Genomic DNA, 14,905 nt, shown 5'->3' with positions numbered 1-14,905 from the left:
CGGGAACGTTCAACCTGGGGGAAGACGTTGGACACCTTGAACCGGCATCAACCGAGAGGGGGGTGTAGTGCACCGCAACGGTCTGCGTACCGCAGTCCTTCTGGGCGCACTGGCCGCGGTGATCATCGCGGTGGGGGCGTGGCTCGGGGGCGGCGTCGGCGTGCAGATCGCGGTTCTGATCGCGCTGGTGACCAACGGCGTCGCCTACTTCTTCTCCGACCGCATCGCCCTGTCCGCGATGCGTGCCCGGCCGGTGGGCGAGGTCGAGCAGCCAACCCTCTACCGGATCGTCCGCGAGCTCTCCACCGCCGCCCGTCAACCCATGCCCCGGTTGTACGTGTCGCCCACCATGCAGCCCAACGCCTTCGCGACCGGGCGTAACCCGCGCAACGCGGCAGTGTGCGTGACCTACGGCATCACGCAGATCCTCGACGAGCGGGAACTGCGCGGGGTCATCGGGCACGAGCTGTCCCACGTCTACAACCGCGACATCCTGATCTCGTCGGTTGCGGGCGCGCTCGCGACGATGATCACTTATCTGGGTTATGTGGGCCTGTTCTTCGGCGGCGGCGACGACGATGAGGGCCCCGGTTTCATCGGTGCCCTGCTCATGATCGTGCTCGGCCCCGTCGCGGCCGGAATGATCCAGATGGCCATTTCCCGGTCCCGTGAGTACCAGGCGGACGAAGCCGGAGCCAGACTGACCGGTGACCCGCTGGCTCTGGCCTCGGCGCTACGGAAAATCGAGATGGGCACCCGCCAGCTTCCCCTGCCGGAGAACGGCCGGTTGGCCTCCACTTCCCATCTGATGATCGCCAACCCTTTCCGCGGAGCCGGTATCGGCCGCCTGTTCTCCACCCACCCGTCCACGGCCGAGCGTGTCTCCCGGTTGGAGCGCATGGCCGGCTACCGCCGTTGAGGCGACCGCCGCCTCCCGGAACGGAAGGCGGCCCGGTGGACCAGCGGCCGGGGCAGGGAACCAGGCCCGCGGGTCAGCGATCCGGGCTCGTCAGGGAGCCGGGCCCGTAGGTCAGGGAGCCGGGCCTTTGGGGCAGGACCGGCGGCCGGGGCAGGGAGCCAAACCCTTCAGGGAGCCGGGCCCTTGAGGTGGGGGCCAGCCCCTTGGGGCAGGAGCCAGACCCATCAGGGGGCTAGGCTCGCGGGTCAGGGAAGCCAGACCCATCAGGGGGCCAGGCCCGTCACGATCGGGTTGTGGACGGATCCGGGAACGGTGAAGCCGCTCACCTGATCGGTTCTGCCTGATGCGGGATCGACGCGGTACCAGTTGTAGCGAGCCCCGCCGCCGATCCTGAGCCTGCGGGGAGTGACCATCTGCACGGCGAGGTGCCCGCTGCCACTCCAACGCAACCGCGCCGGGGTCTTGCCCGCGGGGAGCGGGATGGGTGCACCGGTCGCCCTGCCCGCCACGACGTCCCACAGGCCGATCGCCGACTCACGCGCCGTGAAATGGGCCACGATCGCGCCGTCCAGGCCGAGCGCGCCTCCCACCGGAACCCGTCCCGTCTCGGCGAACGGTGACATCGAATAGATCCCGGCCCGGAACCCGTCGTCCACCATGAGCACGAACCTCGCATCGGGACTGAAACTCCACGGGCGCAGCCCCGGTGGCACCTCCACGGCTTGACCGCTGTGCGCGTCCACGATGCGGTTGTCCCGCCCGACTCCCAGCACCACGTAGCGTCCGCCCGGGGCGAGGTGAAGCCGTGTCACGCGCGCGTCGTGCGACCACTCCACGCCGGGCACCCTGTGTGACTCACCGGTCGGTATCTCCTGCACCACCAGCGCTCCGGTGGATCTGTGGAAGTAGGCGACGTGCCTGCCGTTGGGCGACAGGGCCAGCGGCGCTCGCTGCTTGCCGGTGGAGAACACCCGGGCCTCGCGGAGACTGATCACTCCACCGCCGCGCAGCCAGAGCTTCCAGGGGGCACAGACACATCCGGCGAACCCCGCGTAGCGCACCGGGGATCTCGTATCGTCCGCCTGTGCCGGTGTGCCCGCTCCCACGGCCACCACCGCCACGACGCAGACGCTGAAGTAGCGGAACAACCCCATGAAGACCCCCAGAATCTTCGGACCGACGAGGAGGGCGTCCGTTACACAGGCGCTACTGTACGCTTCTCACCGCGCTGACCAGCCGTCTTGCCGTGAGTGGCACCGTGTCGGCCGGCGGCTCATGAGTGTTGGCTGGTCGGGTCGGTCTCCTCGGCGGACAGGCCGGGCAGGCCGTCGATGCTCTCGCGGTTGTTCTTCGCCCGGTAGGCGCGTCGCTGCTGGACGTCCTTGCGTTCCGCCCATTCGTCCAGCAGCGTTCGATCCTGCTCATACGACATGAAGGGCACCGAGAAGCCACAGGAGTCGGAGATGCGGTCGCAGTCGACGACGATGATCGACCTGACGCCGGGGTGCGGACCGAAATTCTTGATCAGCAGGGCGAAGTCGGGGTCCGCCGGGACGACGACCCGGCCGGTGCCGTACAGGCGGAGGATGTTGGGCGATCCGGAGAAGGCGCAGAACATGAGCGTGATACGGCCGTTCTGGCGGAGGTGTGAGATCGTCTCCACCCCGCTGCCGTCCAGGTCCAGGTACGCGACCGTGGTCTCGTCGAGAACGGCGAAGGTGTCGGCGTACCCCTTGGGGGAGATGTTGACGTGACCGCCTCGCTCGGGCGCGGTCCCTACGAAATAGACCGGCTGCGCTTCGATGAACTTGCGCAGCCGGTCACTGATACGGTCATGAATTTTCCCCATGAAAGGGACGGTATTCCTTCAGCTGCCGTAAGGGCCATAACGCCCACGTGACGGTCCGGTGCGGGACGTGGACGACTACGTCAACCCATGTGACGTGTGCCTATCTCCGCCGTCCACCCTGATCACCTTGGCGCTGGGCACGTTGCCTGCGCCGCCGCCCCAGCAGCCACCCGAGTCCCAAGACCGCCAGGCCGATCGGTGTACGGGCCAGCCAGCGTGCCACCACGACTTTGAAGAACCTTTTCATGGGCTGCCTCTGCCCCACGGGAAGCGAAGCACGCATGAGCCCCGACCGGCCGGAAGCGTCCGGCGCCGTCAGTGACGCATCGACACGACGTAGATGACGCGCCAACACGGCACGCCGACGGAATGGCAGACCGGTCTGCACGAGACGGAACCGATCGTGAGAAGACCCCACGCTCCGGTCGTGTGCCCCTGGATGTGCCCTTCCAGGGTGGCAAGGCCCTGACCCCCACGTCAGGGCCTTGGCGGCCCGCCTGGCTAGCGGTAGTTCGTGAACTGCAGGGCGACGTCCAGGTCCTTGCCCTTGAGGAGGGCGATGACCTCCTGCAGTTCGTCCCGCTTCTTCGAGCTCACCCGGAGTTCGTCGCCCTGGATCTGGGCCTTGACGCCCTTGGGCCCCTCATCGCGGATGATCTTCGAGATCTTCTTGGCGTTCTCCTGGTCGATGCCCTCCTTGAGGGTGACCACGAGACGGTACTCCTTGCCGGACAGCTTGGGCTCGCCCGCGTCCAGAATCTTGAGCGAGAGCCCTCGCTTGATCAGCTTGTCCTTGAAGACATCAAGGACGGCATTGGCGCGCTCTTCGCTGTTGGCCTTGATCTCGATGGCCTTCTGGCCGCCGGACCAGGCGATGCTCGCGCCCGTACCCTTGAAGTCAAATCGGTGCCCGACCTCCTTGACCGTCTGGTTCAGCGCGTTGTCGGCCTCCTGGTGGTCGATCTTGCTGACGATGTCAAAACTGCTGTCGGCCATGCGTCGACTATCCTCTCTAGCTTTCTTGTCGACCCTAGCGTTTCACCCGCCGGCCCATCGCGAAGGTCACCGTCAACATCGAGACAGCGGTGTCAAAGATCGAGCCGCAGGCGTTCCGGTCCTGTCCGCCCCCTGTCCGCTCCCTGTGCCCGGGGCTTCGGGCGAGGTTCGTTCGGGAGAGGACGGATGTGACAGTCCAGGAGAAACGGGGCGTGGAGGAGCGCCTCCCGTCGATGTCACATCGGGCCCGGAAGTCCGCTATTCTTCTACCTGTCGCCGCCGCAAGCGGAAGACGAGGCAGGTTGCCCGAGTGGTCAATGGGAACGGTCTGTAAAACCGTCGGCTCAGCCTACCCAGGTTCGAACCCTGGACCTGCCACCAGCAGCAAAAAGAGCCCCTCACCAGCGGAAACGCGGTGAGGGGCTCTTTCGTTCGTGTCCGGCTGTGTCCGACTGGGAGCGGCGCCCTACGGTTGCCCGTGCTGAATACGTGCTGAAGTTTCCGGGGCGTCCGGAGCGGTCTCCGCAGGCCGTCTGGTCGCGTCCAAGATGCGGCGCTTGGCGTCGGCGTCCTGCCCGTCGATGCACTTGGCGTAGACGCGGAGGAGCACGTCCACGCTGTGCCCCGCCCACTCCGCCACCTGGGGAGCCGGGACGCCGGCATTGAGCCATGTGGACACGGCGGCGTGCCGGAGGGCGTACGGCACGCTGGCCAGTGGGGAAGCGGCCTCCCGCTCGGTGAACGCCTCCGCACGAGCCTGGTGGAACACCTTGAGGTAGGCGCGGTCCGTCATGGCTCCGCCGCGCGGGCCGACGAACACCCGCCCGTCCGGGGCCGTGCCGAACTCCTCCAGGTGCCTCCGGAGAAGGGTCACCAGCTCGGGATGGACCGGCACGGGGCGGGTGTCTCCCTGCGCCCGGTGCTTGAGCTGGCGGCGCTGGCGAGACTTCCCGCTGTCGGTCCACTGAGTGCCGGAGCGCGGCTCAGCGTTGGTCAGCAGCATTTCCCCCCATCCCTCCTCCGGGAGGCTGACCAGGTGGTCCGCACGGAGGTCTACGACCTCCTCGGGCCGGAGAGCGGCGTAGTACATGCAGCCGAAGAACGCCGCCATGCGCGCCCCCCGCTGTCCCTGCCTGCGGACGGCCATGAGCAGGCGGCGAGCCTGCTCGGCGTTCACCACGACGCGCCGGTCCACGGTGGTGAGCGTCTTCGGCTTGGTCCACTTCACACTCTTGAGCGGGTTCACCGGAAGGGCGCGGATCTCGCAGGCGTACTCCATCGCGTTGTTCAGGACCATGCGCTTGCGGTTGGCCGTGTTCGCCGCGGCCGGCTTCTCCTCCTTCGTCTTGCTGATCCTGTCGAGGATGCCGCGTACGAGTGCCGGGCCACGGTTCTCCTCGGCCAGCTCCGCGAGGGGAACCGTGTTGCGCTCAAGCCACTGCACGACGGATCGCAGCTCCTCCGGAGGTTCGGCGCTGTCGCGGATACGGGCGCTGAACGCCCAGCTCCGGAGCGCCTGCCGGATCTCTTCTCGCTTGGGTGCTCCGGCGTTCGTCGAGAGCAGGGCTTCCGTCGCGTCGGTCAGGGCTTCCGCGATTCCCCGGCGGTGGTTCGGGGACGCGTACGGCCATTTCGCGTCCGCATAGGCCAGCGCGAAGCCGTACCAGGTGAGCGCGGTCTCTTTCCGCTTCCACGAAATCGGAAGTCCCGTCGCCAGGCTGAACGCCTCACCCTTGCGGGCGGCGGACACCAGATCCGACCGGAAGGACTCCGCCTGCGCGCTGGTCCGGAACGCTTTTCGCCGCGGCTTACTCGCGGTCTTCCATCGAACGGTGTAGGTCGTGACCTTCGTGCCCTTGTAGACCTCGGTCTTGTAGACGCGGACGTCGTAGGTGATGTCCTTCATCAGGCGGCGTTCTCCAGGGTGTTGAGCCACTGCTCGAAGTCGGCGCGGCGGATGCGGAGGTCCCCATTGGGAAGCTTCAGGCAGCGCGGGGCACGCCCCTTGGTCCGCCAGTCGTAGAAGGTGGATCGGGAGATCTGGAGTTCCTCGCAGATCTCGGCGAGGGTGAGCGTCCCGCGTGGCTTGGCCGTGGCCATGGGTGATGTCTCCTCTTCGGTGATCAGGCGGTGGGCTGGCACAAGTCGGGGTGGACGGCGTAGCGCGGCGAGGGGTTGCCGCGCATGCCGGGCAGGTCGGGCTCTCGGCGAATCCAGCCGAGGTGTTCCAACAGGTCGAGAGCCGGATCGAGGTCGGCGGCCTTCTTGAAGCGGCGTTGCATCGCGCGGTGGGCCTCACGACGGGTGAAGCGCTCGGGTCGGGTTCGGGTGAGCCATTCGTGAACGGTGCGGGCGGCTTCCTGGTCGGGGTCGGCGCCCATGGCGTCGAAGGCGGCCAGCGCGTGGGCGGTGAAGTAGGCGCCCAGCTCCATGGCGGCGGCCATGGTGGGGCCGTCGATGGGGTGGCGCCAGCCGTCGTCGATGTGGCTGGCCAGGTGCAGTAGTCCGGCGATGCGGGCAACGGCGCCGTCGAACTTGGCGGCCCAGTCGGCGATGTGCCCGAGATCGCCGGTCTCGGGCCGTAACCGGGGTTCGGTGTGGCGGCGCTGCTTCGCGAACAGCTCGGCGGCTTCCGGGGACAGGATGAGCCGGGCGGGGTCGGTCCAGCCGTGCATGGTCAGCACGAGCCGTTCCAGGTTCGCGGCGTAGACCGCGGTCACCAGCTCCGGAATCGGGTCCGGCTCGATCTCGCGGTAGCCGACGTTGGAGGCGGGCAGGCTGTAGAGGATGCGGCCCAGCAGTCCCTTGCCGCGGAACCCCGGGGACTTGGCGATCTCGGTAATGATTTCGGGTTGGACGGCGAGTCCGAGCGTGAGCGCGGGGTTGTCGACGCGTTCGCGGCGGTCGCGGCGGTCCACGATGAGCAGGTCTCCGGCGTGGCCCTTGAGGAACAGGTCCAGGTTCGGGGTGCCGGAGTAGCGGCCGGCCAGCGTGGCGAAGATCCCGCCTTCGGCCGACAGCACCGCGAGCCGTCCGCCCTGCTCGGTGAGCAGAGTGGTGGCGGTCTCGGGGGTGGCGTCGTCGGACACCAGGCGGGGCTCTACCGGGACGGTGATGCCGTCCACGGCCAGGGCGGCGCTTTGGGCTTCGGCCAGCGCGGCGGGCATGGCTTCCCCGCGGGCGGTGGTGGCCTTGTGGGTGGCCTTCTCCGCGGCTTCCTGGGCGACCTTCTGCGCGATGCGGGCTTCGGTGATCTGCGGTTTGATCTGCTCCTGGAGGAGTTTCTCGGCGGCCAGCAGCGGGCCGACGATCGCGCGGAACACCGGGGACTTGCGGGAGCCGGGCGGCATGGCCACCACGGTGTAGATGTTGACCGGCTCGGCCCAGGTGCCGCGTACGGTGACCAGGGCGCGTCCGCCGGCGGCGGTGGAGATGGCGGCCAGGGCGATGCAGCCGGGCAGGTCTGGTGGGGTCTGGGTCTCGGTGGCCAGTGCGGTCACGAAGTCGGCCAGCCAGCTCGGGAAGACGTGCGCGGGGAAGACGGGCAGTGCGGGCCGCGCACCGAGTGGGAGGGGGGTCTCCCAGGTGCGCGGCGCGGCGGGCTGCTCGTCGGGCCAGGGCACGATCTCGGCGCTCATGCGGCGCCTTGCCGGGGTCGGCGCTGGCCGGCGTCGAGGCCGGAGCGGACGGTGGCGGCCACCTCGCGGGCCGACAGCCCGGCGGCGTGTCCGGCGGCGGTGAGCGCGTCTTCGGCGAGCGGGCGCGGCAGCGCTCCGGCGCCGATGAGTTGCCCGAGGGCGAACGCGGCGGCGTTGAGGGTGTGGTTGCGGGAGCCGGGGGCGGCGGTGCGAACGCGGTCGGTCTCGCCGTGCAGGGCGGCCAGGGCGTAGCGGGTGAGGCGCTGGCCGGCGTGCGGCAGCGGCACCGGTGTGGCCGAAGGCGGGGGCGGGTCGGGGACTGTGAGCCGGGTGACCAGCCACTCGGGCAGCGGCGCGGGGTCGGAGGCGTCGATCACGCAGTAGGGGCCGGTGCCGTCGGGCAGGGTGACGTGGCTGCCGGGGCCGACGACGTAGCCGCCGCAGGCGCGGGTGTCGATCAGCCATCCCAGGGTGCCGCTGGTGTTGCGCAGCCGCACTCCTACCGGGGCGGTGAAGTACAGGTGCGCGCCGCCGCGGCGGGTCAGCACGGTGAACGTGCGGTCGGGCCGCTCCTTTCCGGCCTGCTCGCACAGGTGGGTGAAGACGGCCGAACCGTCGGTGATGCCGGGCAGGTCCCACGCCGGCGGGGGGGTCTGGCCGGGCTTGGGCATGTCCAGGTCGATGACCACGAGCCGGGACGGGCCGCAGGCGACACCGATGTTGAACGGCGTCCGCGACCAGACGCGCCGGATGCGTGCGGGGTCGGTGGTGGCGTTCCCCTCCCAGTCGGTGAAGCCCTTGACGGGCCGCTTGTCGCCGGGGGTGAGCGGGAAGACGTGCCAGCCGCGGGCGGCACAGGCCAGGGCGTAGCGTAGCTGCTCGGTGCTGGTCATGGCGGGCTCCTGTTCTGGGTGCGGGTAGCGGTGGACGGGGATGCCCGCGGCATCGGCCAGGCGGGCGGTGTGGCTGGCGCCGGGGCTGTGGTCACGGATGAAGGCCAGGCAGACATCCGCGCCGAGCGCCACCATCGCGGCGTTGCGGACCAGCCCGGCGCGGGTGCGGTGCGGGCCGGTCCAGTCGGCGGGGTGGCGCTCGACGCGCCCGCCCCAACCGGACCAGACCTGCTCGGCGAGGGCGTCCGCGCCGCGCGGGCAGGCGCCGGTGACCAGGACAGCGGTGCCGTCGCCCCACTGCATGGCGAGCGCGGTGCGGATCGTCGCGGTGTCGGTCCAGGCGCGCGAGCCGGTCACCAGCACCCGCCGGGCGGGGGCGCTCATGCGGCGCGCTCCAGGTCGGTGCCGGTGATGGCCTCGACCAGGGCGGACACGATGAGCTCGGCGACGGGCGGGGTGACGGCGTTGCCGTACTGGCGGACCTTCTCCCGCTTGTTGCCGATCACGGTGTAGGTCTCACCGAAGGCCATGGCGCGGCCGATCTCGTGGGGTTCGAGCATCCGGAACAGGACGTCGTCGAGGCCGTTGACGACGGCGTACCGGTCGCGGGTGGACAGGGTGCCAATCGGTTCGGCGGCCTGGCGGGCGTGCCCGTTGCCGTAGTACGGCACGAGCAGCGTCTCCCAGGTGATGAGGGACTGGTGGCCGGCCGTCGTGAGGGATCGGAACGGCTCGTTGACCGGGGTGGACAGGTAGCCCGCGTCGCCGCGCGGGGTGTTGTTGCGCATGACCAGTCCGGCTGGGGCCACGAGGCCGTGGTGGTTGCCGGAGGCGGTCACGGTGGCCAGGGCCTCGGTGACCGGGCGGGCGACGGAGCCGCCGCCGCGGAGCTCGGCGACGAACGGCAGCCAGGCCAAGCCGGTTTCATTACGGGCGGTCTGGGTGCGCAGGGGTGAGGTGGCCGGGCTCGGCTCCTTGCCGTCGCGGCCCTCGACCGGGATGAGCAGCGGCGGTACGGCCAGCCCGTGATGCCCGCCGGACGTCGCGACGGTGGTGAGCGGTTCGGTGATGGCGCGGACGTTGCTGCCACCGCGCAGTTCGGTGATGAACGGCGGGATGGCCACGCCGTCGTTTTCTCGGGTGGTGCGGGTCGGCATCGGATCGGTGACCGGCGCCGCGTCGTTGCGCCACGTCCCGCCCGCAGGGACCATCAGCGGCCGGGCGTACTTCTTCAGCCCCGCCTGGATCCGCGCGAGAGTCTTGTCAGCCAGAGGCTTGGTGCGGTCGCCGATGCGCTGCCCGGGGAGGCTCCAGTCGATGGCCGCGGCGGCGGGCAGGGCGTGAGGTTCGACTTCCTGGGATCGGCACGTCGCGTTGGGGCACCGGTAGACGTACTGCTGCCGGTAGCGGCCCATGTCGGCGCCGAAGGTCTTGAACACCTGGATCGCCGACACCCAGGCCTCGCAGCCGGAGCACCAGGCGGTGGGCCGCAGCCACTTGTCCCAGTCCGGGGTCCGGCCCAGCGAGGTGTGCCAGTAGGCGACGTACAGCCGGTCGCGGGACTGCGGGGCGGCAGGGGTGCGGGTGCCGTGGGCGTGCATGCTGTTCAGCGCGATGGTGCGGGTGCGGTAGCCGAGCTTGCGGATCTCGCCCAGCCAGCGGTCCCACTGGTCCCAGGCGCGGACGTCGACGACGTTCTCGACGACACCGGCCAGGACGAGTCCTCCGCGGTCCTGGACGCCGCGCAGGTACATGGGGACTTCTTCCATGAGGGCGCGGGAGCGTTCGACTTCCTCGTCCTTCTCCGGGCCGAAGAGTTCGCCCTGCATCGAGGTGGCGAAGTCGCGGGTCTTACCGCGGGCGACGGACCACTGCGGGCATTCCGGGGAGGCCCAGAAGATGTCGGCGACGGGCCACCGCTCGACCGGGGCGGTGCGGATGTCGCCCTGGTAGTGGTCGGTCTCGGGGAAGTTCGCGGCGTGGGACTCAATGGCGCGGGCCCAGTGGTTGGCGGCCAGGGTGACCCGGACGCCGGGGACCGCGTGGGCGCCCTGGGAGGAGCCGCCGGCGCCGCAGAACCAGTCCATGAGCGTCAGCACGCGACCCTCCCCAGGGTGGCAACGGCGGCGGGGACGGCGGGCAGCCAGCCGGTCAGCGGGTCCGGGGTGGCGGCGCGGGCCTGGCTCAGGTCCATGGGCATGAGCACGCCGAGGAAGTGGGTGCCGCAGGTGACGAACAGGGCCTTGCCGGCGGGGCGCAGCTCCAGCGGCAGGCCGTCGCGGGTCGCGGCGCGGAACCGGGCCAGGTAGGCGGGGTTCAGCGCTACGCCGCGCGGTCCGGTCAGCACCGGGTCCGGTGCCAGACGGGCGCGCTGGGCCAGCCAGGGACGCCAGTCGGGCAGGAACGGGTGCTCGGTCGAGGCAGGCAGGCGGTAGGTCAGGTGCGGGTCGCTGAGCTGCTCGATGGTCAGGCCCTCACCGGTGAGGGTGAGCCGCACGTCGGCGCGGGGGGCGATCTGGCGGGTGACCGCCCGCAGGGCGGCGGCGGGCACGGTCACCGTAAGCTGGCCGGGCGTCGGCTCGGGCAGCGGGTGGCGGGTGATGCCGAGGGTGTAGCGGTCGGTGGCCAGCGCGTGCAGGTGACCGTCCGCGGCGTCGAGGGTCACCATGGTCAGCGGCGGGAACCCGGGGTCGGTGCCGGCGTGCGGCAGGACCGCGCCGAGGAAGTGGCGCAGCTCGCGGCCGGTCATGGTCAGGGTGATCTCGCCGGGGCGGGTGGCGGTGGTCTGGGTGGTCATGGCAGGTGGTCTCCGTTTCGAGGTGGTCAGCGGGTGCCGTCGCGGTGCAGACGGCGGAAGTGGACGAACAGCTGCCAGCCGAGGCGGGGTCGCATCCCGGTGCCGTTGCAGGCGCGGCAGGTGCGGTTCTTGCCGCCCGGCGCGCACCGGCGGCAGGTCCCCCACGGGGAGATCAGGCACCGAGCGATGTAGCAGAGCGTGACGACGGGTAGGCAGAGTCCTAGCAGGGCGATGGCGGTTGCCATGAGGGGCCTCCGGGGCCGTTTCCGAGGTTTTCGCAGGTGGCGCTCTAGGCGCTAGGCCGCTGGTAGATCAGCGAATGGGCCTCTAGGCGGGCCTCTAGGTCTAGAGGGGGCAGCCTCTAGACCTAGAGGCGAATCCGGGGTCAGGAACCGGCGCCGAACCCCTTCTTTCCGTCACGCTCGGTGATGGCGGTCAGGATGTCGTCACGGACGATGCCGATCCGGTTGGCGCCCTTACCACCACCGGGCGGGGTGCCCCACACCTGCCCCGTCTTGATCCCGTAGGGCTTGAGCGCGTTGGTGAGCTGAGCGGTCCTGGCCGGTCCTTCCTGTTCGGCCCACGGCCCGTACACCTCCGGGCGCAGGTCGGCGAGGCGGTCGACGACGGTCTCGTTCCACACCTTGGCCTCACCCGCGGCCAGCACCGCGGCGATGTCGGCCAGCAGGTCGTAGGCCGGGGCGGTGGCCTCGGGCTGCTCACCGGCGGCGTGCCCGGACAGCACCCCGGCTGCGGCGCGCAGCGCGTGCGCCCGGTCGGCGATGCGCTGGGTGGCCGGAGTGTCGAGGTAGGCGGCCTTGACCACCTTGGCCATCGGGGTGGCGCCGACCAGGTAGCCGGTCCCGGCGTCCACCTTGGGCTGGAAGACGGTGGCGCGGATACCGTTCTTGTACGCCGACGTGCCCAGGATCATGTCGTTTTCGAGCTGGCCGGCCACCCGCAGGCAGAACCGGATGGACACGTTCGCGGAGATGCCGGTGGGCAGGCTGTCCTTGTCCGGGCGCTGGGTGGCCAGGATCAGCACCACGCCCAGGGCACGCCCGAGCTTGATGATGAACTCGGCGTCCTCACCGGCCTTGTCGCCGTACTCGGCGTGGGCGAACAGGTTCTGGCACTCGTCGATGATGCACACCAGCGGGTGCAGGCCCAGGGACCGCTTGTCGGCGATGGCGCGGGTGACCTTCCGGTCCGGGCACAGGTCGGCGGGCAGGGTCTTCAGCGCGGCGGCGCGGCGCATCACCTCCTTGCGCAGCAGCGCCAGAGAGTCGGCGGCGTAGCCGATGGAGGCGTCGTCAATGCCCGAGACGTAGCGGTGGCAGACCTTCTCGTACGGGTCGAGGTCGCCGGTGCCCTTCAGCTCGTGGAACCACGCCTCGGTGGTCACGTCGAGCACGATGCCGGCGGCCAGTTCGCGCACCGAGGCGGTCTTGCCCTGGCCGGGCTGGGAGCCGATCAGGATGTTGTGCTCGATGATGGGCACCGTCACCAGGCGGCCCCGCGGGTCGTTGCCGAACGGGATGCCCTTGAACACGTCGTGGGAGCCGGCCTTGTCCAGCGGGGACTTGACGATGGTCTTGGACAGGTCCTTGTCGCCGACCCACAGGATCAGCCGCCCCTCGTGGATGGAGGAGTCGCCCTCGGGCCAGATGCAGCCCAGCGGGCGGCGCAGCGCCGAGGCGAGCCGTTCGCGCTTGTCCATGACGTCGGTGACGGTCACCCCGTAGGGCAGGTCCACATCGGCCCGCCAGCCGGGGCCGTCGCGGGTGATGGGGGCGACGAAGTTGACGTCGGCCTTGGCGTTGAGCCCGGACACGCCCAGCACGGTCAGCGCGCGCACCACGATGTCGCTGGTGAGCTTTTCCACCCGGGTCGGGATGACGGCGCGGTCGATGAGCGGCCGGTCGGCCGGGCGGCCGATGACCCCCAGGACGGCCACGGCCACGGCCAGCGCCGTCCACTGGGCGGCGGTGGGCACGGACGCGACGATGATGGACGCGATCAGCAGCGTGACCAGCGCGGCCCCGGACACCCACACCCGTAACCGCACCCGCGAATCGCGTTGCCGCGACAGCTTCAGGTACGCCTCGGGGTCGGCCTTCTGCACCGCCGACAGCCGGACCGGCTCGCCCTCCAGGTCGAAGGTCCACCGGACCATGCCGGCCACGAGCCGGGCCAGGCCGCGCGGGGCGCGCACGGCCAGCCGCCCGGCGTACAGCGGGGTACGGGCGAGCTGGTAACCGGCCACGTAAGCGGCGTACTCACCCGCCCACCTCAGCGTCTCGATCGCATCGGTACGCGAGCGCAGCCACAGCGGGACGATCGGGCGGCGGGTGCGGTTCTTCTCCGCCAGCTCGGCCCGCCAGTCGCGGTCCGCCTCGCCGAGGACGTCCACCCGGACGACCTCGCCCTCCAGCACCGGGGCCGGGGCGCCGGCCGGGGTCTCCGGGCGCGGGGCGGGCACGGTGAGCGGGGAGGGGGTGCGGCGGTCGCGGGCGGTCTCGATGGACACCACCTCGGCGCCGGGGCCGTCGCCCTCCGCCCCGACCGGCGGACGGGCGGGAAGAACGGTCAACTCCAGGGGCGCGGCCGGGTCGGTGGGGCGGTGGCCGTTGGTCTCGGTCGGGATGTCGGTCATGATGAGGTCACCTCGTTGTCAGTGATGGGGGCGGGGTTGCGGGGCGCGGCCGTTGTCTTGGCGGATGGGGCCGCGTCCCGTACGGGACGGATCGGGAACGGGGTGCGGTGGCCGGGAGCGGGCATCAGGTCCTCCCGTCGGCCAGGGCGTCGCGCACCGCGCGGGCGGTGTCCATGCCGCACCGCAGGGTCCGCTGAATCCGGGTCGCGCTGGGGTTGGCGGGCAGTTCGCCGTCTTCGATCAGCAGGCGCGCCCGGTCGGCCAGAGCCGCGATGTCGGCCCCGCCGACGCCGATGTTCGCCCTGTACGTAGGGCCAGTAGGGGCGCCGGTAGGGAGGCCGTGGTCCAGGGTGGTGAACCCGGCGAGGATGATCGGCAGGGCCATCACGAGCGTGACCGCGATGATCGGGCCGATCAGGTGGATGGCCAGCGCGGCGATGCTGAACGCCTCGCCCGCGGGCAGGGACCACGGCAGGTAGGGCCAGGCGTTCATGCCCAGGCTCAGGCCCAAGAACAGCCGCTCGATCCGCACCAGGGTCGGATGGGTGAGCGGGCGGCCCTGGATGGCCAGGTAGGCGCGGGCACCGACGATGACCAGCAGGGCCAGGGAGACGAACGGCTCGACGAACCAGGCGAACACCCAGCCGGGTGACCAGGGCGGGGCGCCGTCGGCGGCGAACTTCTGCACGCCGGCGGTGGACCAGCCGAGGGCGAGGGTCAGGCAGACCATGGCGGCGGTCACGAGCAGGCGGCGCATCCGGGCGGCCTGCAAGGCGCGCATGGCCGGGTCGGAGTCGAGGGCGTGCAGCCGGGCGGCTTCCTGGGCGGCCTTGCGGCGCTTGCGGACCTTGGGTGTTTCCACCGTGAGCGGGGCGTCGTCGTCCTGGAGCGCGGCCAGCGCGTGCGCCTCGGCGACCTCCGCGCGCAGTCGCTGCACGCGGCGGGTCTCGCCCGCAGGAAGCGCAGGCTTCGCCGGGGCCGGTCGCGGGGTGGAGGGCGCCTGCTCGGTCAGGTGGCGCTCGATCTCGGCCAGACCGCGGGCGACGTCGTCGGGGGTGGGCTCCGGGGTCGGGGTGGTGATGCTCATCGGCCACCCCACAGGGCCGCCAGGGACATGATCCCGAGGAAGATGCCGGTGACGATGATGATGTGAGCCA

General features: G+C 70.7%; 14 protein-coding genes and 1 tRNA gene. 2 read left to right on the top strand and 13 right to left on the bottom strand.

Annotated features, from left to right (window positions below; all coding sequences use genetic code 11):
• Positions 1–67: 67 nt before the first annotated feature.
• Positions 68–919 (top strand): zinc metalloprotease HtpX, encoded by an 852-nt coding sequence (htpX, locus tag F4562_RS14380; RefSeq protein ID WP_184537745.1) that lies wholly within the window; start codon positions 68–70, stop codon positions 917–919.
• A 263-nt stretch (positions 920–1,182) separates the two neighbouring features.
• Here the strand turns inward: htpX and F4562_RS14375 are convergent, their stop codons facing one another.
• The 4 genes from F4562_RS14375 to F4562_RS14365 all read right to left on the bottom strand — a co-directional run bounded on the left by F4562_RS14375 (position 1,183) and on the right by F4562_RS14365 (position 3,764).
• Positions 1,183–2,073 carry a WD40 repeat domain-containing protein gene (locus F4562_RS14375; protein WP_184537747.1) on the bottom strand — a complete coding sequence of 297 codons (891 nt, stop codon included), beginning with the start codon at positions 2,071–2,073 and terminating at the stop codon, positions 1,183–1,185.
• A 119-nt stretch (positions 2,074–2,192) separates the two neighbouring features.
• Positions 2,193–2,768, bottom strand: a complete 576-nt coding sequence (locus F4562_RS14370; protein WP_184537749.1) for a pyridoxamine 5'-phosphate oxidase family protein — start codon at positions 2,766–2,768, stop codon at positions 2,193–2,195.
• A 100-nt stretch (positions 2,769–2,868) separates the two neighbouring features.
• Positions 2,869–3,015, bottom strand: a complete 147-nt coding sequence (locus tag F4562_RS36645) for a DUF6203 family protein (RefSeq protein ID WP_221206098.1) — start codon at positions 3,013–3,015, stop codon at positions 2,869–2,871.
• Positions 3,016–3,269: 254 nt separating this feature from the next.
• Positions 3,270–3,764 carry a YajQ family cyclic di-GMP-binding protein gene (locus tag F4562_RS14365; RefSeq protein ID WP_184537751.1) on the bottom strand — a complete coding sequence of 165 codons (495 nt, stop codon included), beginning with the start codon at positions 3,762–3,764 and terminating at the stop codon, positions 3,270–3,272.
• Positions 3,765–4,060: 296 nt separating this feature from the next.
• On the opposite strand from F4562_RS14365, the gene F4562_RS14360 reads away from it, so the two are divergent.
• Positions 4,061–4,145, top strand: a tRNA-Tyr gene (locus F4562_RS14360).
• 85 nt (positions 4,146–4,230) lie between these two features.
• On the opposite strand, the gene F4562_RS14355 is transcribed toward F4562_RS14360, so the two are convergent.
• From F4562_RS14355 to F4562_RS14315, 9 genes are all read right to left on the bottom strand, one after another.
• Entirely contained in the window at positions 4,231–5,670 is a 1,440-nt protein-coding gene (locus F4562_RS14355) for a tyrosine-type recombinase/integrase (RefSeq protein WP_184537753.1), read from the bottom strand.
• Positions 5,670–5,864 (bottom strand): helix-turn-helix transcriptional regulator, encoded by a 195-nt coding sequence (locus tag F4562_RS14350; RefSeq protein WP_184537755.1) that lies wholly within the window; start codon positions 5,862–5,864, stop codon positions 5,670–5,672. The genes F4562_RS14355 and F4562_RS14350 overlap by 1 nt, the downstream gene beginning before the upstream one ends.
• Before the next feature lie 23 nt (positions 5,865–5,887).
• Complete coding sequence (locus F4562_RS14345) at positions 5,888–7,402, bottom strand: YfjI family protein (RefSeq protein WP_184537757.1); 1,515 nt, start codon at positions 7,400–7,402, stop codon at positions 5,888–5,890.
• Positions 7,399–8,679, bottom strand: a complete 1,281-nt coding sequence (locus F4562_RS14340) for a bifunctional DNA primase/polymerase (RefSeq protein ID WP_184537759.1) — start codon at positions 8,677–8,679, stop codon at positions 7,399–7,401. Before F4562_RS14340 ends, F4562_RS14345 begins: the two co-directional genes overlap by 4 nt.
• Positions 8,676–10,394: a DNA cytosine methyltransferase gene (locus F4562_RS14335; RefSeq protein WP_184537761.1), complete on the bottom strand. Its 1,719-nt coding sequence runs from the start codon at positions 10,392–10,394 to the stop codon at positions 8,676–8,678. The genes F4562_RS14340 and F4562_RS14335 overlap by 4 nt, the downstream gene beginning before the upstream one ends.
• Positions 10,388–11,092, bottom strand: coding sequence for a hypothetical protein (locus tag F4562_RS14330; protein ID WP_184537763.1), 705 nt, complete (start codon positions 11,090–11,092; stop codon positions 10,388–10,390). Before F4562_RS14330 ends, F4562_RS14335 begins: the two co-directional genes overlap by 7 nt.
• Positions 11,093–11,118: 26 nt before the next feature.
• Positions 11,119–11,337 carry a hypothetical protein gene (locus F4562_RS14325; protein WP_184537765.1) on the bottom strand — a complete coding sequence of 73 codons (219 nt, stop codon included), beginning with the start codon at positions 11,335–11,337 and terminating at the stop codon, positions 11,119–11,121.
• 140 nt (positions 11,338–11,477) lie between these two features.
• On the bottom strand, positions 11,478–13,748 hold the full coding sequence (locus F4562_RS14320; protein ID WP_221206101.1) for an FtsK/SpoIIIE domain-containing protein: 2,271 nt from the start codon (positions 13,746–13,748) through the stop codon (positions 11,478–11,480).
• A 124-nt stretch (positions 13,749–13,872) separates the two neighbouring features.
• Positions 13,873–14,835, bottom strand: a complete 963-nt coding sequence (locus F4562_RS14315; RefSeq protein WP_184537767.1) for a hypothetical protein — start codon at positions 14,833–14,835, stop codon at positions 13,873–13,875.
• Between the last annotated feature and the right edge of the window lie 70 nt (positions 14,836–14,905).

The sequence above is a fragment of the Streptosporangium becharense genome (assembly GCF_014204985.1).
Taxonomy (GTDB): Bacteria; Actinomycetota; Actinomycetes; order Streptosporangiales; family Streptosporangiaceae; genus Streptosporangium; species Streptosporangium becharense.
The sequence above is the reverse complement of the archived record's forward strand: the minus strand, read 5'-3'. Positions and strand labels throughout refer to the sequence as shown.